Source organism: Acinetobacter sp. S4400-12 (assembly GCF_024129495.1).
GTDB classification, from domain to species: Bacteria; Pseudomonadota; Gammaproteobacteria; order Pseudomonadales; family Moraxellaceae; genus Acinetobacter; species Acinetobacter lwoffii_C.
This window is the reverse complement of the sequence record NZ_JAMXYB010000001.1, coordinates 260,120-281,110: the sequence shown is the minus strand read 5'-3', so window position 1 is coordinate 281,110 and position 20,991 is coordinate 260,120. Positions and strand designations below refer to the sequence as shown.

16 protein-coding genes are annotated in these 20,991 nt (G+C 42.4%); 5 read left to right on the top strand and 11 right to left on the bottom strand.

The window, feature by feature from the left end; all coding sequences use genetic code 11:
• Positions 1–348 precede the first annotated feature (348 nt).
• Positions 349–1,086, top strand: coding sequence for a TonB family protein (locus NI461_RS01350; protein WP_253156270.1), 738 nt, complete (start codon positions 349–351; stop codon positions 1,084–1,086).
• Between the two features lie 23 nt (positions 1,087–1,109).
• Here NI461_RS01350 and NI461_RS01345 read toward each other — a convergent pair whose 3' ends face one another.
• The 3 genes from NI461_RS01345 to NI461_RS01335 form a co-directional block, all read right to left on the bottom strand.
• A complete protein-coding gene (locus NI461_RS01345; RefSeq protein ID WP_174660257.1) occupies positions 1,110–1,532 on the bottom strand; it encodes a YqaA family protein in 423 nt (140 codons plus the stop codon).
• A 7-nt stretch (positions 1,533–1,539) separates the two neighbouring features.
• On the bottom strand, positions 1,540–1,830 hold the full coding sequence (locus tag NI461_RS01340; RefSeq protein ID WP_151207474.1) for a hypothetical protein: 291 nt from the start codon (positions 1,828–1,830) through the stop codon (positions 1,540–1,542).
• An 87-nt stretch (positions 1,831–1,917) separates the two neighbouring features.
• On the bottom strand, positions 1,918–2,535 hold the full coding sequence (locus NI461_RS01335) for a glutathione S-transferase N-terminal domain-containing protein (protein WP_253156268.1): 618 nt from the start codon (positions 2,533–2,535) through the stop codon (positions 1,918–1,920).
• Between the two features lie 281 nt (positions 2,536–2,816).
• Between NI461_RS01335 and NI461_RS01330 the strand changes: the two genes are divergently transcribed.
• A complete protein-coding gene (locus tag NI461_RS01330; RefSeq protein ID WP_253156266.1) occupies positions 2,817–3,290 on the top strand; it encodes an Hsp20 family protein in 474 nt (157 codons plus the stop codon).
• Positions 3,291–3,708: 418 nt separating this feature from the next.
• Here the strand turns inward: NI461_RS01330 and infC are convergent, their stop codons facing one another.
• From infC to NI461_RS01310, 4 genes are all read right to left on the bottom strand, one after another.
• Positions 3,709–4,260 carry a translation initiation factor IF-3 gene (gene infC, locus NI461_RS01325; protein ID WP_151203663.1) on the bottom strand — a complete coding sequence of 184 codons (552 nt, stop codon included), beginning with the start codon at positions 4,258–4,260 and terminating at the stop codon, positions 3,709–3,711.
• Between the two features lie 5 nt (positions 4,261–4,265).
• The gene (gene thrS, locus NI461_RS01320) at positions 4,266–6,188 is read right to left on the bottom strand and encodes a threonine--tRNA ligase (RefSeq protein WP_253156264.1); all 1,923 of its coding nucleotides are present in this window, start codon (positions 6,186–6,188) and stop codon (positions 4,266–4,268) included.
• Positions 6,189–6,416: 228 nt separating this feature from the next.
• The gene (locus tag NI461_RS01315; protein WP_253156262.1) at positions 6,417–7,589 is read right to left on the bottom strand and encodes an alanine racemase; all 1,173 of its coding nucleotides are present in this window, start codon (positions 7,587–7,589) and stop codon (positions 6,417–6,419) included.
• A 10-nt stretch (positions 7,590–7,599) separates the two neighbouring features.
• Positions 7,600–8,883: a D-arabinono-1,4-lactone oxidase gene (locus NI461_RS01310; RefSeq protein WP_253156260.1), complete on the bottom strand. Its 1,284-nt coding sequence runs from the start codon at positions 8,881–8,883 to the stop codon at positions 7,600–7,602.
• 225 nt (positions 8,884–9,108) lie between these two features.
• Here NI461_RS01310 and NI461_RS01305 point away from each other — a divergent pair, with 225 nt between their 5' ends.
• Both NI461_RS01305 and NI461_RS01300 read left to right on the top strand, forming a co-directional pair.
• Complete coding sequence (locus NI461_RS01305; RefSeq protein WP_253156258.1) at positions 9,109–10,752, top strand: acyl-CoA synthetase; 1,644 nt, start codon at positions 9,109–9,111, stop codon at positions 10,750–10,752.
• A gap of 231 nt (positions 10,753–10,983) precedes the next feature.
• A complete protein-coding gene (locus NI461_RS01300) occupies positions 10,984–11,610 on the top strand; it encodes an SOS response-associated peptidase (RefSeq protein WP_253156256.1) in 627 nt (208 codons plus the stop codon).
• Positions 11,611–12,010: 400 nt separating this feature from the next.
• On the opposite strand, the gene NI461_RS01295 is transcribed toward NI461_RS01300, so the two are convergent.
• From NI461_RS01295 to NI461_RS01285, 3 genes are all read right to left on the bottom strand, one after another.
• Positions 12,011–12,571, bottom strand: a complete 561-nt coding sequence (locus NI461_RS01295) for a hypothetical protein (protein ID WP_253156254.1) — start codon at positions 12,569–12,571, stop codon at positions 12,011–12,013.
• Between the two features lie 75 nt (positions 12,572–12,646).
• Positions 12,647–17,569, bottom strand: coding sequence for a type ISP restriction/modification enzyme (locus NI461_RS01290; protein WP_253156252.1), 4,923 nt, complete (start codon positions 17,567–17,569; stop codon positions 12,647–12,649).
• 65 nt (positions 17,570–17,634) lie between these two features.
• Positions 17,635–18,111, bottom strand: coding sequence for a hypothetical protein (locus NI461_RS01285; RefSeq protein ID WP_180083455.1), 477 nt, complete (start codon positions 18,109–18,111; stop codon positions 17,635–17,637).
• 297 nt (positions 18,112–18,408) lie between these two features.
• Here NI461_RS01285 and NI461_RS14200 point away from each other — a divergent pair, with 297 nt between their 5' ends.
• Positions 18,409–18,543, top strand: a complete 135-nt coding sequence (locus NI461_RS14200; protein WP_257225514.1) for a hypothetical protein — start codon at positions 18,409–18,411, stop codon at positions 18,541–18,543.
• 452 nt (positions 18,544–18,995) lie between these two features.
• On the opposite strand, the gene NI461_RS01280 is transcribed toward NI461_RS14200, so the two are convergent.
• Positions 18,996–20,327, bottom strand: coding sequence for a hypothetical protein (locus NI461_RS01280; RefSeq protein ID WP_253156250.1), 1,332 nt, complete (start codon positions 20,325–20,327; stop codon positions 18,996–18,998).
• Positions 20,328–20,991: the final 664 nt, after the last annotated feature.

Genomic DNA, 20,991 nt, shown 5'->3' with positions numbered 1-20,991 from the left:
AACACCTGTTCGGCACGTCTGCACCATTGCAACAACGACCTGCAGGTAAGGGAGCGCACATTCTAATGCATCTTTGCTTAAAACAAAAGCACTAGTGCTTTTTTCTGAAGGAAATTGCAAAACTAACATTTTGCAGCAAAGGAATTAAATTACGAAATTGACAAACCTGGCCATGCTGATCATTGCATTCAACTGAACCCAACTCCAAGAGCCGTTTGCAGTAGACCTCAGCAAAGCTAAAGAAAAATAAGATTTTTATGTTTAATACTTGCTCGTGTTGCCATTTCAGGAAATACTGCGCTGCAAGACTCATCGCCTTGTACTTTGCCTGATTTAAGACTCAAACTTATGAAACCTATCCTGTGTGTAATGCTATTCACTGCCCCTTTTGCCACGGCTTATAGCGCAACAATAAAAAACGTCAATCAATTACCCACACAATCTATTGATGTACAGCCTGCTCACCTGACCACACGTATTGAATGGAGCAAGTTTCCTCAACCTATTTATAATAATGATGAACTCAAAGGCCAGGATCGCTCTGCCATCGTCCGCATCTATGTCAATGAGCAGGGGCAAATAGAACAGGCCTCGATCCAGGAAAGCACCGGTTTTACCCAGCTTGATCAACGCCTGCTTCAGGCTGTAAAAGCAGCCAAAGCCAAACCACATATTGAAAATAAAACCACCCTGCCACTGATTGGCTATCAGGTATTTAACCTCAAACTAAAAGATGAGACTCAGACTGACTGTGAATATAGCTTTAACTCTAGTCACTGGCAGGCACAGCAGCAAGGGCAGAAAACCCATTTTCAATATCTGAAGCAGCCTCAGCTTGATCTTCATCCTGAGCAGCTGCATGGGCATGACCGCAAAGTTAAATTTAAAATGAAGCTCAATCGCGAAGGTCAGGTCAAAAGCGTTAAAATCAGACAAGGTTCGGGACGTTATGAAGTCGACCAGCAAGTGATCGCTGCCCTAAAAGGCACTGAAATCCGTAGTAAACGCCTTGCCAGCACCTTATGGCTGTATAAACCGTCCAGCCTTAGAGATGAAATTGAATTTAAACTCGATGAATGTCATTAAAAAAGAGGCGAACGCCTCTTTTTTTACCACATACTAAAAGCCCAATAGAGAAATAGATAACGCCCGGTCTTGGCCAGGCTGACCATCCATAAAAAACGGCCAAACTTTTCCTTAAGCAAACCTGCAATCAGGGTAATCGGATCACCAATAATGGGCACCCAGCTAAAAAGTAGCGACCAATAACCATATTTCTGGTAAGTGCGTTGCGCTTTCAGCATCTGCTGCTCTGAAACAGGAAACCACTTTTTATGTTTATACTGTTCTACCCGCATACCTAAATACCAGTTTACACAAGAACCCAGAATATTTCCAAGGCTCGCCACCAGTATCAATAAGGCTGCATGATGATGCTCCTGCCAGAGCAAGCCCAATAAGACCGCCTCAGATTGCAACGGTAATAGAGTTGCCGCCCCGAATGCGGAAAGAAAGAGTAAAAGGAGCGACATACCAAACTTAAGGTTTTAAGCCCAGTTTCTTTTTTGCCTTTAGAAATTCCCAGTTTGCCCACAATACAGCGGCCACAATGATTGCCATACGCGCCCAGCCGTATCTGTCCGTGATCGGATCAATCGCTGCAGCCAAAATCTGCTGATCTTTGGTATTTAAGAGCGTAATAATATGATCAACATGGAAAATTTCAGCAATATATAGCAACAGACAAGCCGCCACCCCAAAAATAATACTCCAATAAATTCGCGTATTACTTTCAATAATCTTGGTTAAATTCAGAAAAAAATCTTGCATACATCTATCCAATAAAAACCACCGGAAAGGTGGTTTTATGTTTAAGAACTCTAGTTTAGCATAAACCTGCTTCATGCATGGCATCGCCTAAACCTGGATTGCCAAGGCCTTTGCTACCGCAGGACGGGCTTTGATACGTGCAATATATTTTTCGACTTCAGGATAATCGGCCAGATCAATCTGCTGCCATTCATGCCGCAATAACCACGGAAAAACCGCTATATCGGCAATCGAATATTCACCTGCAACATAGTCCTGTCCCAGCAGCTGTGTATTCAATACCCCATATAAACGTTTGGATTCATTCACATAACGCTCAGTTGCATAGGCAATTCGCTCAGGTGCAAAACGGCTAAAATGATGATTCTGGCCCAACATTGGCCCCAGCCCACCCATTTGCCACATCAGCCATTGCTCGACCTGTACCCGTTTTAGCTCATCGTGTGGATAAAACAGCCCGGTTTTACGTCCTAAATACTGTAAAATTGCCCCCGATTCAAAAATTGAAATCGCCTGATGACGGGGACCATCCTGATCCACAATTGCAGGGATTTTATTATTAGGAGAAATCGCCAGAAAATCGGATTGAAACTGGTCATTTTCCAAAATATTAACCGGAATAAGCTGATATTTCAGGCCCATCTCTTCCAGGGCAATAGTAATTTTATGACCATTCGGGGTTGGCCAATAATATAGATCGATCATTCGATTTTATACTCCGTCTACCTGAAGAGCGACTTGTTTGAACAACGTAATAGAGCCATGAAAAAATAGCAAGCCATCACGCTATAAATTATTTTTACTTTAACTTCAGTGTTTTATTATAAATTTATAAAAAAATAAGTGAAAAAATCTTGAAATTTTCCCGCTAAATCACATATTGAATATGCGTAAGGATAAAAGTTTTCTTTCGCTCTGTCGATGATAATCATGACAGATTTGAATTCTTGTTATTAAAACTTTGCTGACCTCAGGAGGTTCTAATTATGAGCAACTTAAATCTTCATCCATTGTTCCGTCGTAGCATTGGCTTTGATCGTTTAAACGATTTTATTGACTACGCGATGCAAAGCGACGCACCCAACTATCCACCCTATAATATTGAAAAACATGGTGAAAACCATTACCGCATTGTAGTGGCAACTGCTGGCTTCAATCAAAACGAACTGGATATTTCAATTGAAAATCGTTTATTAACCATCTCCGGCAAGCCCGAAGCAGTACAAACAGAAAGTACTGAATACCTGCATAAAGGTATTGCCCGTCGCGCCTTTAGGCTGTCATTGCGTTTAGATGAGCATATTGAAGTACAACAAGCCGATTATGAAAATGGTCTGCTGGTCATTGATCTGCAACGTATCATTCCAGAAGAAAAGTTGCCACGACAAATCCCGATCGGCAAAAATTTACTGCTAGAAAATTCAGAAGATGTGACCGAAAAAACAGTGAAGGCAGAATAATGTTTTTATGCAAAGAAAGACTCCAACTGGAGTCTTTCTTTTTTATACATAACAGTCTAGTGGATTCACAATATACACAATAAAAAATACATGAAACCTCAATCTTTCATAAAACCATATCCGGTTGATATTTTGAAATATACGGGCTTATTTTTTATTCTCTTTCCTGTCTTGGCCACTTTAGTTATTTTCTAGATCGGGCGGAGCAACAATAGGACTTATGTGGAAATCTGACAGCTATTCATTGCGCTTGAGAGACATAAATTCAGCCTCATGTATTTACTCAACTTTTCTAAACAATACCGGCATTCGATTGTTCAAATGTTTCAAGACTATTGGAACTTTAAACCCATCAAGACTCATAAAACCAACATAAAAAAGCCCTGCAATTGCAGGGCTTTTTAGACTCAATGAGTGCTTACTTTTTCTTTTTAGGACCAAGCAGCATACCCATTTGACGGCCTTCCATTTTTGGTGCTTGTTCGACTGTACCGTATTCAGCTACATCTGTTTCAATTTTTTGCAATTGAGCCAGACCTAACTGCTGGTGAGCCATTTCACGACCACGGAAACGCAAGGTAATTTTCACTTTGTTACCATCTTCAAGGAACTTGATGATTGCGCGTAACTTTACGTTGTAATCACCAACATCAGTACCCGGGCGCAGTTTGATTTCTTTCACCTGGACTTGATGCTGTTTTTTCTTCGCTTCTTTCTGCTTTTGCTTTAAATCAAACAAATGCTTGTTGAAGTCCATGATTTTACAAACAGGTGGCTCGGCATTCGCTACGATCTCCACAAGATCAAGCTCAACGCTTTCTGCTGCGCGCAGGGCTTCAGCTAAGCTTACAATCCCTTTTTGCTCACCATTTTCGTCTACAAGACGGACTTCTTTTGCACGAATTTCATCATTCAAGGCAGGACGGTTTGATTTGTTACCACCCTGTTGATTACGGTCAGGCTGTTTAATCGCTGTTACTCCACAATGTACCGGCCGCGTTCGGCTACGGCTGCTTTTACTAGGTCAACGAAAGTATCGATTGACATAGTACCCAAATTTTTCCCTGAGCGGGTACGAACATTTACTGTACCTTCCTCAACTTCACGGTCCCCAAGTACCAGTAAGTATGGAATACGCTCTAAAGTACGTTCACGAATCTTAAAGCCGATTTTCTCATTTCTCAAGTCAGAAATTGCTCGAATTCCGTTTTCTTTAAGTTTCGCGACGACTGACTCACAAGCTTCAGCTTGAGAATCGGTAATATTCATTACACATGCTTGCACAGGTGACAACCAAGGTGGCATCAAACCTGCATAGTGTTCAATGAGTATACCAATAAAACGCTCAAAACTGCCAAGTATTGCACGATGTAACATTACTGGCTGATCTCGGTCGTTATCTTCAGTGACATAAGAGGCGTCAAGGCGCTCTGGCAAGTTAAAGTCACACTGGATCGTACCACATTGCCATACACGACCTAAGCAGTCTTTCAAGGAGAATTCGATCTTCGGACCATAGAATGCCCCTTCACCTGGCTGAAGCTCCCATTCCAGTCCAGCAGCATCTAACGCATCTGCCAGAGATTTTTCGGCCAGATCCCAAAGTGCATCCTCACCCACACGTTTTTCAGGACGCGTGGACAGCTTCATCTGTACGTCTTCAAAACCAAAGTCTTTGTATACATCCAGTGTCAATTTAATAAAGTCTGCAACTTCTGTGCCGATTTGCTCTTTGGTACAGAAAATGTGTGCATCATCCTGAGTAAAACCACGAACACGCATAATGCCGTGTAAAGAACCTGATGGCTCGTTACGATGACATGAACCAAACTCTGCCAGACGGATTGGAAGATCACGGTAAGATTTCAGCCCCTGGTTGAATACCTGTACGTGACAAGGACAGTTCATCGGCTTTACAGCATAGTTACGGTTTTCAGAATGCGTGGTAAACATGTTTTCCGCATAGTTGGCCGCATGCCCCGATTTTTCCCACAACGTAAAGTCGACCACTTGCGGAGTACGGATTTCTTCATAACCGTTGTCTTGCTGCACTTTACGCATATACTGTTCAAGCACTTGGTAAATGGTCCAGCCATTTGGATGCCAGAATACCATGCCCGGTGCTTCTTCCTGCATATGGAACAGGTTCAGTGCCTTACCGATTTTACGATGATCACGCTTTTCAGCTTCTTCAATACGCTTGATATAGGCAGCCAGCTGTTTCTTGTCAGCCCATGCGGTACCATAAATCCGTTGCAACTGTTCGTTTTTGGCATCACCGCGCCAGTAAGCGCCTGAAATTTTGGTCAGCTTGAAAGATTTTAAGAATTTGGTATTGGGAACGTGCGGACCGCGACACATGTCCAGATAATCTTGATGATAATACAAGCCCATCTGGGTTTCTTCTGGCATGTCTGCAATCAGGCGCAGCTTATACTCTTCGCCACGTGCAGTGAATTCTGCAATCACTTCATCACGCGGTGTCATTTTTTTCACGACATCATAGTCCTGATCGATGAGCTTTTTCATACGCTCTTCAATCGCGGCCATATCATCCAGTGTAAACGGACGTGGCATCCAGATGTCATAGTAGAAACCTTCTTCAATGACCGGCCCAATTACCATCTTCGCTTCCGGGAACAATTGCTTCACTGCATGTCCCACCAAGTGCGCACAAGAGTGGCGGATAATCTCGACACCCTCTTCATCTTTAGGTGTAATGATTTGCAGGGTGGCATCTTCAGTGATCAGATCACACGCATCGACCAGACGGTCATTCACACGACCTGCAACCGTGTTTTTCGCAAGCCCAGGACCGATTCTTTGAGCAACGTCCATCACGGATACGGCTTGATCAAACTGTTTTTGATCGCCATTGGGCAAAGTGATAATTGGCATAGAAAATCCTTAAGGAGTGATGCCCCGTACCATGGAGCATGTCACCGCGAGATTATGATCGAGGCAAAGCCTCAAAAGATAAAAACGGTGGATAAATAAAAAATCATTTGGAATTTTACACGGCTTGGCCACATGATTAAACCTTTTCCCCAATAAAAATAAGATTTAGGGCGAAAATCGCTCCAGCATAGTAAAGACTCCGGCTGATTTTTTTGCTGCAGGATTTTCTTATTCCCGACAAGTTTCCCATGCAGTCAATCGTCCTTCATGATAGGCATACAGTCGGGCAAACTGCGGAATCACCGCTTCACTTTGCTGAGGTCTTAAAAACACATAATCATCAACGCTTACTGCACAGTGTTTGGGAATCTGGACCATTTCCTGATTGCTGCTACGTCCATACAGGGCATGTGGCTGGCTTTTTTCTGGATAAACATAATCTGCCTGCCAGTAGCCGCCATAAATAAAGGCGGCTTTATATCTATGCGGCAGATGACTCAGCACCTCCAGCCCCGGAATCTGACTATAAGGCAATATCTTTAAAATGGGCGCTGCAATCCATAAAGCACAGTGAAAAGCAGACAGAAGGTCCAGCTCGAAATCACGCGGCTTGAGCAGCATCGAGCCAAAGGCCAGATCATTGCAGACGCTCTGCTGGCAATGCTGCATAAAAGTCGGACTGCCGCCACCGTTAAAGCACAGATCTGCCTGCCACAGCTCAGGAAACTGCTGTTGAAGAATAGTTTTATAGCGTTGATAAGTCTGCTGTGATTGTTGATAACTTTTTTTCGGGCTTTTCAGCACTTTTGGCAGCTTTGCAACATGGGCATCATAGCCCATCAGGCCGGAAAGCTGGAGAAAGTTGGGATGTTGCCGAATCAGCTCAAGTAAGGCGCTAAACTGCTCCGGATGACTTACACCACCCCGATGCAGGCCGACATCAATTTCAAGGTTGATGTTAAGACACAGCTTTAACTGCTGTGCCAGTTGCAGATATTGTTGCAGCCGCTCCAGATCATCCACCAACCATTGAATATTTGTCGGTGGATACGATACATTTAGATCTGAACGGTTTTGATAAAACTGCTGGACTGCCTGAACGGGCATCGGTTTACCCAGCAAAATGTCGGCCTGCTTGAATCTGCTCAGTAGGTCTGACAAATGTGGTAGATGAAAAACCATAAAACGCTGAGTCTTTAGCTTTTCACTGGCCACTTGCAGTAACTGCATACAGGCCAAAGATTTCACCACCAGACGTGGCTTGGGCTGAGCAGTAGCCAATTTGGACTGCACCATCTCCAGATTGGCGTGATAACGGGCCAAATCCAGAATCAGTTGTGGTGTACCCGTGCCCTGTTGCTTCAGGTCCTGAGTCAACTGCTGAAAATAAACAGCTTGCATCCTGCCTCTCCTACTCCGTCAAAAACAATTGTTTTAAATAAGGGTTTAGCCACTTTTGCTGCGGGTCAAGTTGCTGGCGCAAGGTCATAAACTCATCCCACTTCGGATAAAGTTCACGCAGGCCAGTCGCAGTCATGGAGTGTAATTTGCCCCAATGAGGACGTCCCTGATATTTCTGTAAAATCGGCTCAACCAGAGCAAACACAGCCTGATAATCCTGTTTATAAAACTGGTGAATCGAGATAGAAACTGAATCACGCTGATAGAACGGACTTAACCAGATATCATCGCCTTTGACATAACGGAACTCGATCGGAAAAAATATCGGGGCGCGCTGCTGTTTTAAGGTCTGTAAAACTTCTTCCAGACATTGCAGCCCCAAATCAGCCGGAAGCTGGTACTCCATCTCATTAAATTTGGTATTGCGCGCTGTGGGGAAAATCCAGCTGGACCAGTCCACATAACAACTGGGTTTGACAAAAACACCGAGTAATTTTTGTAGATAAGGATTAAAGGCAGGAATAATTCGGGTCAACTCCGAACATACAGTCAGTAAATTATCTTCAGAAGGCCAGTCGTCCTCTCTAGGTTGAATAGCGTCATCAGTTTCATCCAATGTTTTCAGCATCACCACGTCGGAATGGATGAAAGCCCAGAACTCAATATGCCGATGCTGATTTTTCCAGTGTTCAAGCTGGGTAAAGACTTCTTTTAATCTACATAGCCGGATCTGTTCTTTTAACTTATAACAGGAGCGGTTTTGCAGGGTAATTTTGGTTAGTACACCCAAACTGCCCAGTGCTACCCGTCCTGCCTGAAAAATATCATTATTTTGCTGTTGATTACATTGTAGCAACTCACCGTCCGCGGTCAGTAGTTCAAAACCCTGAACAAAAGCGGCAAGGCAAGGTAAATCGACTCCTGTGCCATGGGTCGCGGTAGAGATCGCACCTGCCAGACTTTGCTGGTCTATATCGCCCTGATTGATCAAGGCCTGATTGAAGGGCGTTAAATCGTTGCCCAATTCATAGAGTCGTGTGCCGGCCTGCACGGTGGCCCGGGTGTTTACTTTATCCCAGGCCACAACGCCTCTTAAATGATCCAGATTCACTAAAATATTATCTGTGGTGGCGAGCGCACTAAAGGAATGTCCTGCACCGACAGCACGAATCTGCGGCGAAGATTTCACAATATCCTGTAAATGCTGGAGATGCTGAACCTGAATAATTTCCGGTCGCGCCTGCTGGCTGCCTGACCAGTTCTGCCACCTTCCCTCCGCCTGTCTTATTTTCATTATTCTTCCTTGACCATGAGGATTTATTTTCAATTAGAACAAAATACCCCAAAAAGCAAACATAGGAACCCGATAGTTCAAAAAAAATTAAACCAAAAAATAATTATGATTAAATTCAGTAGCTTAAAAACAATGAACAAAAACTCGACTAAAGCATAACTGTCAGAGATACTGAAAAATGACTATTGTTAAAGGATGTAATAATAAAATTCATGGAGTAGAACAATGGTCAGCGCTTATGACGAATTACCACGCACACCGGCCAATTTTGTTGCGTTATCTCCTTTGCGTTATCTGGAGCGTGCCGCCTATATTTATCCGACTCAGAATGCCATCATTCATGGCAAGCGTGAAATTAGCTGGCGTGAAACTTATCAGCGCTGCCGCCAGTTTGCCCATCAATTACAAAAGCTCGGCATTGGCAAAAATGATACCGTTTCGGTCCTGTTACCGAATATTCCAGCCATGATTGAAGCACACTTTGCTGTGCCGATGGCGGGTGCAGTACTGAATACGCTCAATACACGCCTCGATGCCAAAACTCTGGCCTTTATGCTGGAACATGCAGAAACCAAGGTGCTGCTGGTCGACCCAGAGTTTTCTGCTGTGGCCAAAGAAGCCCTGGACATGGTGCCTCAAGAAATTTTCGTTATTGATGTAGAAGATGAAAATTATGAAGAGCGCTTTACTACGCCGATTGGGCAGATTGAGTACGAAGACTGGCTGGCTGAAGGAGATGCCAATTTTGAGTGGCATTTACCGCAGGATGAATGGGATGCCATCAGTCTGAATTATACATCCGGCACTACCGGCAATCCTAAAGGTGTGGTCTATCACCATCGCGGTGCGTATATCAATGCGGCCAGCAATATCATTGCCTGTGGCATGACGCCACGCGCCACCTACTTATGGACTTTGCCTTTATTTCACTGTAATGGCTGGTGCTTTGCGTGGACCATGGCAGCAAACGGCGGAACCAATATCTGTCTGCGTAAAGTCGATCCGGAACTGATCTTTAAACTGATCGAGCAACACAAAGTGGACTACTTCTGTGCTGCGCCAATTGTCCTGTCTATGCTGATCAATACACCTGAAGACAAAAAGGTAAACATTGAGCATCGTGTTGAAGTAATGGTGGCAGGTGCTGCACCACCTGCGGCAATTATTGAAGGTATGCGTAATATTGGGATTAATGTGACGCATGTGTATGGCCTGACTGAAACCTACGGTCCATCAGCGCTATGTGCTTCGCAAGCGGGCTGGTCAGAACTGTCCCTTCAGGAACAGGCACAACTGCACTCCCGTCAAGGGGTGCCTTATCCGCTACAAGACGGTATGAAAGTGCTGGACCCGGAAACCATGCAACCCGTGCCGAATGATGGCCAGACCATGGGTGAAATTATGTTCCGGGGCAATATTGTGATGAAAGGCTATTTAAAAAATCCGGAAGCAACAGCAGAAGCTTTTGCAGGTGGCTGGTTCCATACCGGTGACTTGGCTGTGTGCCAGCCGGACGGCTATGCCAAAATCACGGACCGTTCAAAAGACGTGATTATTTCCGGTGGTGAAAATATATCTTCCCTAGAAGTGGAGGAGGTTTTATATCAACATCCGGCGGTACTAACCGCAGCAGTCGTTGCCAAACCTGACCCTCGCTGGCAGGAAGTCCCATGTGCCTTTATTGAACTAAAACAGGGCAGTCAGGTTACAGAAGAAGAAATTATCAATTTCTGTCGTGAGCATTTGGCACGTTTTAAAGTGCCAAAAGATGTGGTCATTACCGAGATTCCAAAAACCTCCACTGGTAAATTACAGAAGTTTGTCCTGCGTGAATGGGCCAAAGAACGTTCACAAGGTGAATTCTCTTAATTCATTGCGATAGTCCAAAACTGCCTCAAGCCTGAATTTTTCTGTTGCAATATAAAAAGGAGAATTTCAGGCGTGGGGCTTTTTTATGCTTAAAATAAAGTCATCAGATTACCTAGCTCAGCTCTGAAGTATTGATCCGGTAATCGTCGGCTTATTCAACACAGCAGCCCGATAAAGTCGGGTCTGTTCAGCCCCCTTGAATTGTGTTTTGTCGCATTCAGGAGATAAACAATGTGCGCCAATTTTCGTCCCATCAGCAGAGAGCAGGCTCAACTCCTGAAGCTGCCCGATCCGCCTGAGTTTGACTTTAAGCCAGATATTTATCCGCTGAATGACTGTCCGCTTGTCTTTGCTGGCCCCCAAGGGCTTGAATGGCGTTCGGTCAAATTTGGCATGATTCCGAAATGGGCCAGAACGTTCAAAACTGGCAGAATGACCTACAACGCCCGAACTGAAACTATCGATGAAAAACCGAGTTTCAAAAACGCGTGGTATCACAACCAGTTTGCCCTGATTCCGGTGCAGATTATTTATGAACCCAAATATGTAGATGGCAAGGCCCAGCGCTGGGGTATTTATCGCAAAGATGGCCTCCCCTTTACCGTCGCTGCCCTCTATGAAAATACAACTTTAGAAGGGGAGCAGGTTCGTTCCATGTCTATGCTGACTATCAATGCTGATCAGCATCCACTTATGAAAAACTTCCATAAACCCGGAGCTGAAAAGCGCTCGATTATTGTGATTCCGGAGCAACTACGCGAGGACTGGTTATATGGTAATTTTGAAGATGCAGCGCAATTTTTTATCCATATGAATCCTGCGGAGTTTACTGCTTCTTTTATGCCGCGCAAGACTTAAGCATTAGCAGCTAGAAGATTTATTCGCTACTGGCATGATGATTCTGCTTGGTGCCTTTTCTTAAAGAAGGTTGTTTACTCGTTTTATGCAGTTAAGGTACAGAAAAATATTGCAAATATTCAATAACTTGCACTCAAAATCAAAATTTTCAGGCAATAAAAAACCCAAGACTGAATATGCTTGGGTTTTTTGAATTTTGGTCCGAGGGTCAGAACCAAATCTACCATCTTAGTATTTGATTTTTAATATATTTAAAAACCAAAACACCCAATTGTATCTGCATTGGTATCTTTATTTCCAAAGGTCTATACAACTACAACCTAGGGATAAATCACTAATTTAACTATAAATTACTAACGGATTGAATGGTCAAATTACAATCACTTAAATTTCTCAGCCTTTAAATATCCTTACCATCAATGATTTTTTCTTTTTCATTGATGCTTTGCAACAAATTGTATGAACTTGCTGAGTCATTGAAGAAATCTTTATATCTTTGGGTATATTCGTAGATACGATCTTCGGCTTCGCAACCACGCTTGTCAGGATTGACGTAGATAGTCGCTAGGCAAACTTGTTTAATCAAATCAGGAGCATCATTGAAGATCGTTTCAAGCTCAGATTCCAAGAAAATCTTCCATTGATAAGCAGTAGCCGATGCATCTTCACTCACAAGTTCAGGCTCTTTAAAAAAATCCAACTGCTGATTTTTTAAAGCAAGCCACTGAAAGCGAAATTTGCCTGCTATGACGTCATGGAGGTCTTGAATTGTTCTATGATCAAAGCGAGTGACTTTCCTCAACTGCCCGCCGAATTCAGTATCAATTCCAAGTATACATTCCGCTCTTAAATATTCCTTTCTAGCTTTGTCAAACACAAGGCTCGCATATTTTCCATATAGGTCAAATTGTATATGGGCTATCCACATAGGATCGCCAGAGAACATTTCGCCAACTAACATTAATTTTCCTTTTTATTCTTTTCTATCAATAAGCAATACAGCCTTACTCCGCAAATGAAGTAAGACTGATGTGACTTAAATATCCAACTTCGGCAAAGCCTTCACAATCTTCATCGTTTCAAGGCTGACTGTAATCACACGCAAGAACAACTCAAGCGGATACGCTGGGTTGTTCATGGTCTCAATTGCCCAATCATTCGCATCGTTTACGATACCGCTGTCTTTGTGCGTAGAAACGCCCTGACGCTCCATTACCCACTCAAGTGCAGGCTTACCATTCACCACGTAATCATACGCTTCTACAGGAATGTCCTTGATCGTGATGCGCTTGTTGTAAACGACCGTACCTTTTTCACCTTTCTTTGCAAACTTCATTTTCTCGACATAGAAGTCTTCAGAGGTTAATTGGCTGTACGGCGTGCTACCTGTGTCCAATGTTGCTTTGTATGGTTCAACGGTTTCGTAGTTAAGATGCCAATGTGCAAGCTCACGACCCGCTTTAGAGAACGCCCAAAAGTCCTCAGCTTTCTTTACGCATGGAATACGTGGTAATTCTTTGGTGAGGTTGTCCGCGTAGCGGGTACGGTATTCTTCGCTATGAAGTAAACCATAGGTGTAATAGAAGATGTCTTCTTTAGTGATCTGCTCGCTTGGGTATGCCGTTTTGAAGTGCTGTAAACCTTCGTCACTGATGCCATCTTTACGTTTATATTTGGTTTCAGTCACTGTTAGGTCAAGTGATTCGTCGAATAAGTCGCCTGAACCTACTTTTTTATCTTGGTTCACTTCTTCGTAAAAATAAAGTGGGAAACATTGACCATTGGCATGTAACTGTACATCAGGCACACAGTCTGAAATTAAACAACTAAATGCTTTAGGTGTACCTAGACCAGTTAAAGATATGACTTTATTAATACTTGATTGATCGTAAAAATACGAAGGCATTTTATATACCATGTCATTCAACTGACGATGAAGGTATAAATAGCTCTTGGTGTAAGGTCTATATGTAGAACAACGTACACTTTTTGGATCAAATTTATATGACTTTTCTTTTTCCACATCCCATTTATTTGCACGCCCCCAAGCAAATTGAGTTGGATCAATCGTGATCTTTTCTTCAATAGAAAGTTTAGAATCTAAGTCTTTAACTCTTTTAACTTCATGGTTATAGAAATCAATAGTACGATTAATATTATGGTGTAAAGCATTTTTTGAATAGTTGTAACACCAGGCATCTCTATTAGTTTTGACACCACTTGAATAAGTCATGAAAATTGAGTGACTTGTTTTATCTTTTTTATCACCAATACTCATGAATTCGCAAAAACTATCATCACGTTGGTTAAGCCAATCTCCATGTTCATCAGGGGTAATTATTAACCAACCATTAGTGTCATTGATACCCTGTAAGCTCTTAAAGTTGGCAATCTTCTCTAACTTTTCCTCACGACTTAAGTAATCACCAATATCATGGAAATAGATTTGCCCATGCTTTTCTGCATTAGGGTTTTTTACAAGAATTGAAATAGCAATTGGTGTACGTGTTCCTTGCCCAAAGACGTTATCTTTTTCTTTGCGTCGTTGTTCACCTGAAGTACGTGCATTTCCACGTAAATGGAAAATATAGAGACTACTAAATTCTTCAGCTAAACATTTTCGTAATCCATCTGCTGTATTTGCATCAATCCAACCTGCATTCGTTACAAAACCAATCACACCTTGAGCAGAAATTCGATCACTCGCCCAACGGATTGCTCGAATATATGAGTCGTAAAGAGAGTTCTTATTTGTAGCTATAGAACGATGAGCATAAGTTTGACGAATTTTTTCATCTAATGCTGGGTATCTAATATTTGCATTATTATCATTAATAGACTCTTGACCCGCAGAATATGGAGGATTACCAATGATGACTTGAATATCAAGTGACTTCTGACGCTTACGGCGTGCGCTATTGTCTACAAGCACTTGATCAACCAAATCCTCTTTTTCATACATTTGGAAAGTATCGGTTAAACAAATCCCTTCAAACGGCGTGTAATCATCAATGATTTGGCTGTGATAAACCGCTTCAATATTAATGGCTGCAATGTAGTAAGCGAGCAATACAAGTTCATTGGCATGAATTTCATTTTTATATTTATAGACCAACTTGTCCGATGGAATCAAACCACTTTGTAATAGGCGAGAAATAAACGTCCCCGTACCCGTAAATGGATCAAGCACATGCACACCTTCATCCGCAAAGCTCTTTCCAAACTCTTGCTTTAATACATCGTTAACACTGTGCAAGATGAAGTCCACCACCTCAACAGGCGTATAAACAATACCAAGGCGTTCGGTCATACGAGGGAAGGCATTACGGAAGAACTTGTCATATAACTCAACAATGATCTTCTGTTTGCCCTCTGCGCTATCAATACCCGATGCACGTAGCTTTACGCTGTCATAGAAGCGTTGTAATGCTTCAGTTTCACTATCGAGTTGGTGCTGATCGAGAACCTCCAAAACCTTTTGCATGGCTTGAGCCATTGGATTTTTAGCAGCAAAGCTATACTCATCAAACAAGGCATCAAAAACAGGCTTGGTGATCAAGTGCTGTGCCAACATCTCAATGATTTCAGCATCCGATACCGCATTGTTTAAGTCATCACGAATCTCGTATGCAAACTCTTCAAAAACGGCGCGTTCTTTCTCGCATTCAGGACGTGCAAGGATGTCTGTAATGAGCTTGATGTGAGTCTGCGCAATCTTGGCAATATCATTTGCCCAATCTTCCCAATGATGACGATTACCGACTTTCTGAACGACTTTGGCAACAATAGCACGCTCAATCTCACCCGATTCAAAACTAAAGGACTGTTGTGCATCCTCAAGTTCTTCTTTCTTGGTCTTTTTCTTGGCTGTACCAATCGTTGTACCGCCTTTACCCGCTGATTTCTTCTTCGCTTTCGCCGCTACTTTGTCGGTGATAGCAATCACTTCCATTTTCGAGCGATCAATGCCCGTTAAATCCATTTTATTAATCATGGCATCGAAACGGTCATCGTGCGAGCGAAGCGCATTCAGCACTTGCCAAACCACTTTATAGGTTAGGTTGTCGTCTAATGCTTTGTTGGGGTCAACACCTGGTGGAATCACGACAGGAAGAATCACATAACCACACTTTTTGTTCGGTGCAAGGCGCATGACACGCCCGACAGACTGCACCACATCCACTTGAGAATTACGTGGTGTTAGGAAGAGCACTGAATCCAAGGCAGGTACGTCTACACCCTCGGACAAACAGCGCACATTACTTAAAACACGACAAATTGGACGTTCTACGCCGTTTTCATCAAACTGAGGCTCAGGCGTTGCTTTCAGCCAGTTAAGCTTCTGTTCTTTCTTATCCGCCCCCATTGCGCCGTCGACGTGCTGTGCTTCGCAAATCAAACGATGTGAGATTTCATTGCCTTCTTTAGCTTCTGCTTCTTGGTAAGCTTCTACGACGGTTTGGAAGATGTTAGCAATACGTGTTGAGCTGACTTGGTGCTTACGCGCTTTCTCCGACTGTTCAATTACTTGACAGAATGCCAAGGCACGTTGCATCGGTGCCGTGTCTTCTTCAACGTCCGAGTGAATACCTTGCTTAGATAATGCTTTCCAACAACCAACGATACGTGCTGCATCATCCACCACGATTTCACTGTTCTCGGTGATGGTGCTGCCGATCTTATTGATGATGGTGTCCGAATCAACCGTGAGAACAATGACCTTGTAATCAACCAACAGACCACGCTTAACCGCCTCTGAGAAGTTAATGGTGTAAAGCGTCTCACCAAACAGCTTCTCGTTATCCATAGAATATAAAGTAAAGTCGGTTGCCTTATCTTTCACATCATCCGAGAAGATACGCGGTGTTGCGGTCATGTACAGGCGTTTCTTGCCAAGAATGAAACCGCCATCGTGGATTTTCACGAAGTTTGAATCATCTTCGCTATCATGCGTTGCGCCAGTTGTGCGGTGTGCCTCATCACAGATGATGAGGTCAAACTCGTGCATCTGATGCTCGTTTTGCGCATCGCTGACGGTATTAATTGAGTGGTAAGTCGAGAATACGACCGTCATGTGTTCATCGTCGTGATGCTTCTCTACGTTCTCAGCGAGTTTTTTCGCATCCGTCGTCGCAGGATATTGAAGCTCATGCTCAAGCGTTGTCACTGCATCAATCGCCGTGGCATTTTTCTTCTTGCCGACCTCTGTATCTGAACAGACCGCATAGCTATGCAACGGCGTAGCCGACTCTTGTGTCCACTCTGTCAGTGTCTGGGAAAGCAAGGATAAACTTGGCACAAGGAACAAAACACGTTTGCCTTTGCCCGCACATTCTTCGGCGATCTTCAAACTTGTAAAGGTCTTACCTGTACCGCAAGCCATAATAAGCTTGCCACGCTCAAGCTTTTGTTCGTACAAGCCAGCCTTTACGTTTACCAAGGCTGCTTTTTGATGATCACGTAGTTCTTTCTTCGGCTTGAATGTAACTTCTTTCTTTTCCGCAAATAAAGACCAATCAATCGCACTCTGCGCTAGCGTGTCCAAATCAATCTTGGTTACAGGCGGGTCTTGGTTTTCCAAAGTCGCCAAAGCATTGTCTGACCATTCGTGTGTCGTGCTGACGATGATACGGCGTTTAAAGTAGGTTTTAGATGCCGCAGCTAGGAAGCTGTCAATTTCAGCCTTGGTGACCTTACGATCGGCATCGTAGAGTTTACATTGAATGGCATGAAATTCGCCGTCTTTGGTCGTTGCAACTAAGTCAATGCCTGTATCTTTACCCGATAGTTCTTGTTCTTTAGCCCACACAGTGTAAGTCTGTACTTTGCTAAACAAGTCGGCATAGTAAGGCTCATTTTCAAAGTATTTGATACAAAGCAACTCAAAGTAAGTGCCTTTTTCTCGTTCTGTTTTTGCTGTTGTTCTATATGTGTTGATTAAATCGAAGAAAGACGACATGACCCAAAGCTCAATATGTGCAATTTGGGTCTTATCTTAGGTAAAAATTAATAAAAATCCAAAGACTATTCATTGGAGTCATCTAAAAACCGCTTGATGATTGAGGTTGTTTTCACAAACCGTGCCGAAGCAAGCTCTACATATTGATCATAAAACCATTTTTTATTCTCGCTTAACCAACATCGTCCAGGTATAGAAGGCATGATTTGAATAAACTGTGGCCCATCTTCTATATAAATACTATATTCGTCAATGAACTTGATGAAACCTCTACCTGTCGTAAAATCATTTTCAACCCAAACATGAGCATCTAACAATTGCTTTGCAGCCATACTTAACTGCTCTCCAGCTAATGAGAAATCCTGTATCCCCATCACTTGACCATATTCAGTGACTGATATTTCTGCCATTAACTTTAGACCTTCTTCGTTAGCGGCTTCGCTCTGTTGAATATACTTATCAATGTCAATCATACACAGCAGTTTGAATGCCAATTCCGTAATACCTACGTCAAACTTAATCGGGCATTTCTTGCTTTTCATTATTCATCACTCTCAAAAGACCGAAAACTTAGCAAAAGACATCAAAATTAGACATATATTTTACAAAACAACAACTTACACAAAGTCAGCACTGACTTACTATTATAGAAAATTTACTGCAACAACCGCACAACTAATATGCGCGTAGAAACGTTAAACTATATAGCTATAGAAGCTCACCATTTGCGTTCTAAGCGCGCCTAAACACTAAACCGACTCGTATTACCACTTTAATTAAAAAACGCTAGAATAGTGTTAAATTAACTTTAAACAAATATTAACTTAGGGTGCTAGGAGATGGACGAAACCGAGTATTTACTAGCAACTCAAGCCAATGCTGAACATTTGAAAAAATCAATCGAACAACTTAATAACAGCAAAACCCAACCGCATGATTTAATCGAAGAGACTGAGGAAACTGACGAAGAGTAATTTCATGATTTGCGGTTCTCAAAAACCTAAAGCATCTATCCTTTGTATAAGGATATTGCTAGGAACCGCCGATCGACAACTGCAACACATAGATTGTTTGTTTTTTCACCTAGGACATCACTCAAATTTTATTCGCTAAAATTATTGGTCACAGTAGTACAGCTCGGAGCTTGATGATCTTGGATTAGGGTGTGAGATTTTGCGAAGCGGTAGCGGAGGCAAAATCGAGCTTGGGTAACAATTAAATATTCGATCAGGGTTTGAGGATGAGGTTTGGCGTAGCGGCAGCGGAGGCAAACCGATTGGTGGAAATTTTCGTAGTTTTTGTAATTGTAGTGGTTAATATTAAGGTAATAGTAATACCTAATGTTATTAGAAGACTTTTATTCTTAAAACTCAGCCCAAACCCTTTGATTTAAAGGGCTTGAACCAAATCACTCACTCACTAAAAATCACCGATTTTTGCGCACTCGGAATTTATCAGCCAAAGCTTTGACCTCTAATCTCTTGCGCTCATTTAGTAATCCATAGCTTTCAATCTCGTCCGATAAAAGACGTTTATGTTTGCTTGAACTTTTAACAATTGGTTGCTCTTGACCGAATGGCTGAACTAAATCACGATAGTTTTTACGGTAAGCTTCCGTCGCTCTATTGCTCAACTTAGTGAAAGTTAATTGTTTAAAACCATGAGTAATCATCAGAGGTAGATTATCCAAACCGCAATCAATCTTGGCTTTTTCAAAAAACGTTTTACGAAGAGTGACCTCAGCCCTTAAACGATGCTGACTCGATGGCAATGGTGTTCCATTCTTATCAGTTCGCTTAATATACATTCTAGTGCAAAACTCTTCTCCACGATGATCGCCCGTTGCTAAGTTATAGCCATCTTCTAACAGCATATATAACTCATGCGGTGATTCTGGAACTTCTCTTACCGTACCTCTAGTCTTATAAACACGCATTCGATTCACGACTGTTGGGTACTTTAACGACTTATGTAACGCAATTAGTAAGGCTGAATTTCGAGCATCATAGCAATCTAGCGATAATTCAATCGCTTCAATACCCATATCTTCGACTTTACACCCATACTGATTTGTTAGCAGAGTTGTAATGAGCTTTAATGACTTACGATTTTCTACATCATGCAGGCGAATGGTAAATGACGCTCCATCTTGAATTACCTCACTGCTCTTAGCCACATAATGTCTAACCCCTGTATGACGTGTGAAGAAGGCTTTGATGTGACGACGAGCACCACTACTCCCGCAATGCTCCCAAACTTTCGGATCAACTGTAAATTTGAGATCCAACCAATCAATGACTGCATCAAACCTTGTCGCAAGGAAGGCTTCAGTATTGATGTCACCATAGATTTTAACTTCTTCTTCTTCAGCCTCCTGAACGGCAGGCGTTAGAGATTTTTGATACTCCTCCAAATTTGCCTTTACCTCATCAAACGATGAGGAAGTAGTCATTTCAAATCCCGTGGCTTTCGGCTTTACAGACTTTGATTCGTCTTTTTCCTTGATGGACTCAGCTAGGCTTTTTTCCAGTTCGAGTGCACCACCGCTTTTGAAAGTTGATTCACAACCGAAAGGATTAGCAATCCAAACAAAACCATTTTCATTATAGAATATTGTGCTGTACTGAAATGATCTTTTAGGTGAATTCGAGAACAAACTTTCATCGAAGCCGTAATCAATTGTTGATTCGAGCAAATCATCCATCATCTGCTCTAATTGTTGCTCAGCGAGCAATTCAAAGTTTTGAGTATTCATCATGTTTTATATCGTCCGTATTCGATAATAAAAAGCCAGCCAAAGATCAAAGTTTGTCTTAGCTTTTAATTATCAAATTTTGAATCTGGAAAGGGGGTGGGATCATCCCTTGTAATGTGTGTGGGGGGGGCAAGTTAAACTTGCTTCAAGTTAAGTGTGATTCCTACGGGGGGGAGTACACATAACTTACTTGTATTTTTCCTAGCAAGGTTTCCGTACCTAGCCATTCAACCGTATGTCTTGGGACATTTAGGTGATTCGGCTGTATGCCATCGGGTAAGATGTTTCTTTTCACACTCTTTCAAATTTGAGAACGCCTAGTCACTAAGCAGACATTAACGAGCTTTTGAAGTTGAGTGCTTTGGTACTTCAGCTCAATTGGACTGAAGTACCCGAGATTTAAAAATCAAATTTGGTTGATCTTCTTTTGATTCTCATACCAATTGAGAATAGATGAGTAATCGAAGAACACCTTCGATTGCCTTGAATCTGGATTGCTCTTAAATCCACGGGGAAAAGAAGGGTCACTGATCATTAACTTACGTAACCCCTCCCGCGAAATATCCAACAACTCACAAGTATGATTCATTGAGAGTCTAAATTTCTGAAGAGATTGAGAAGTTTGAGATTGCATAGCAACTTTCCTAAATTTGTTTCAAGCACATAT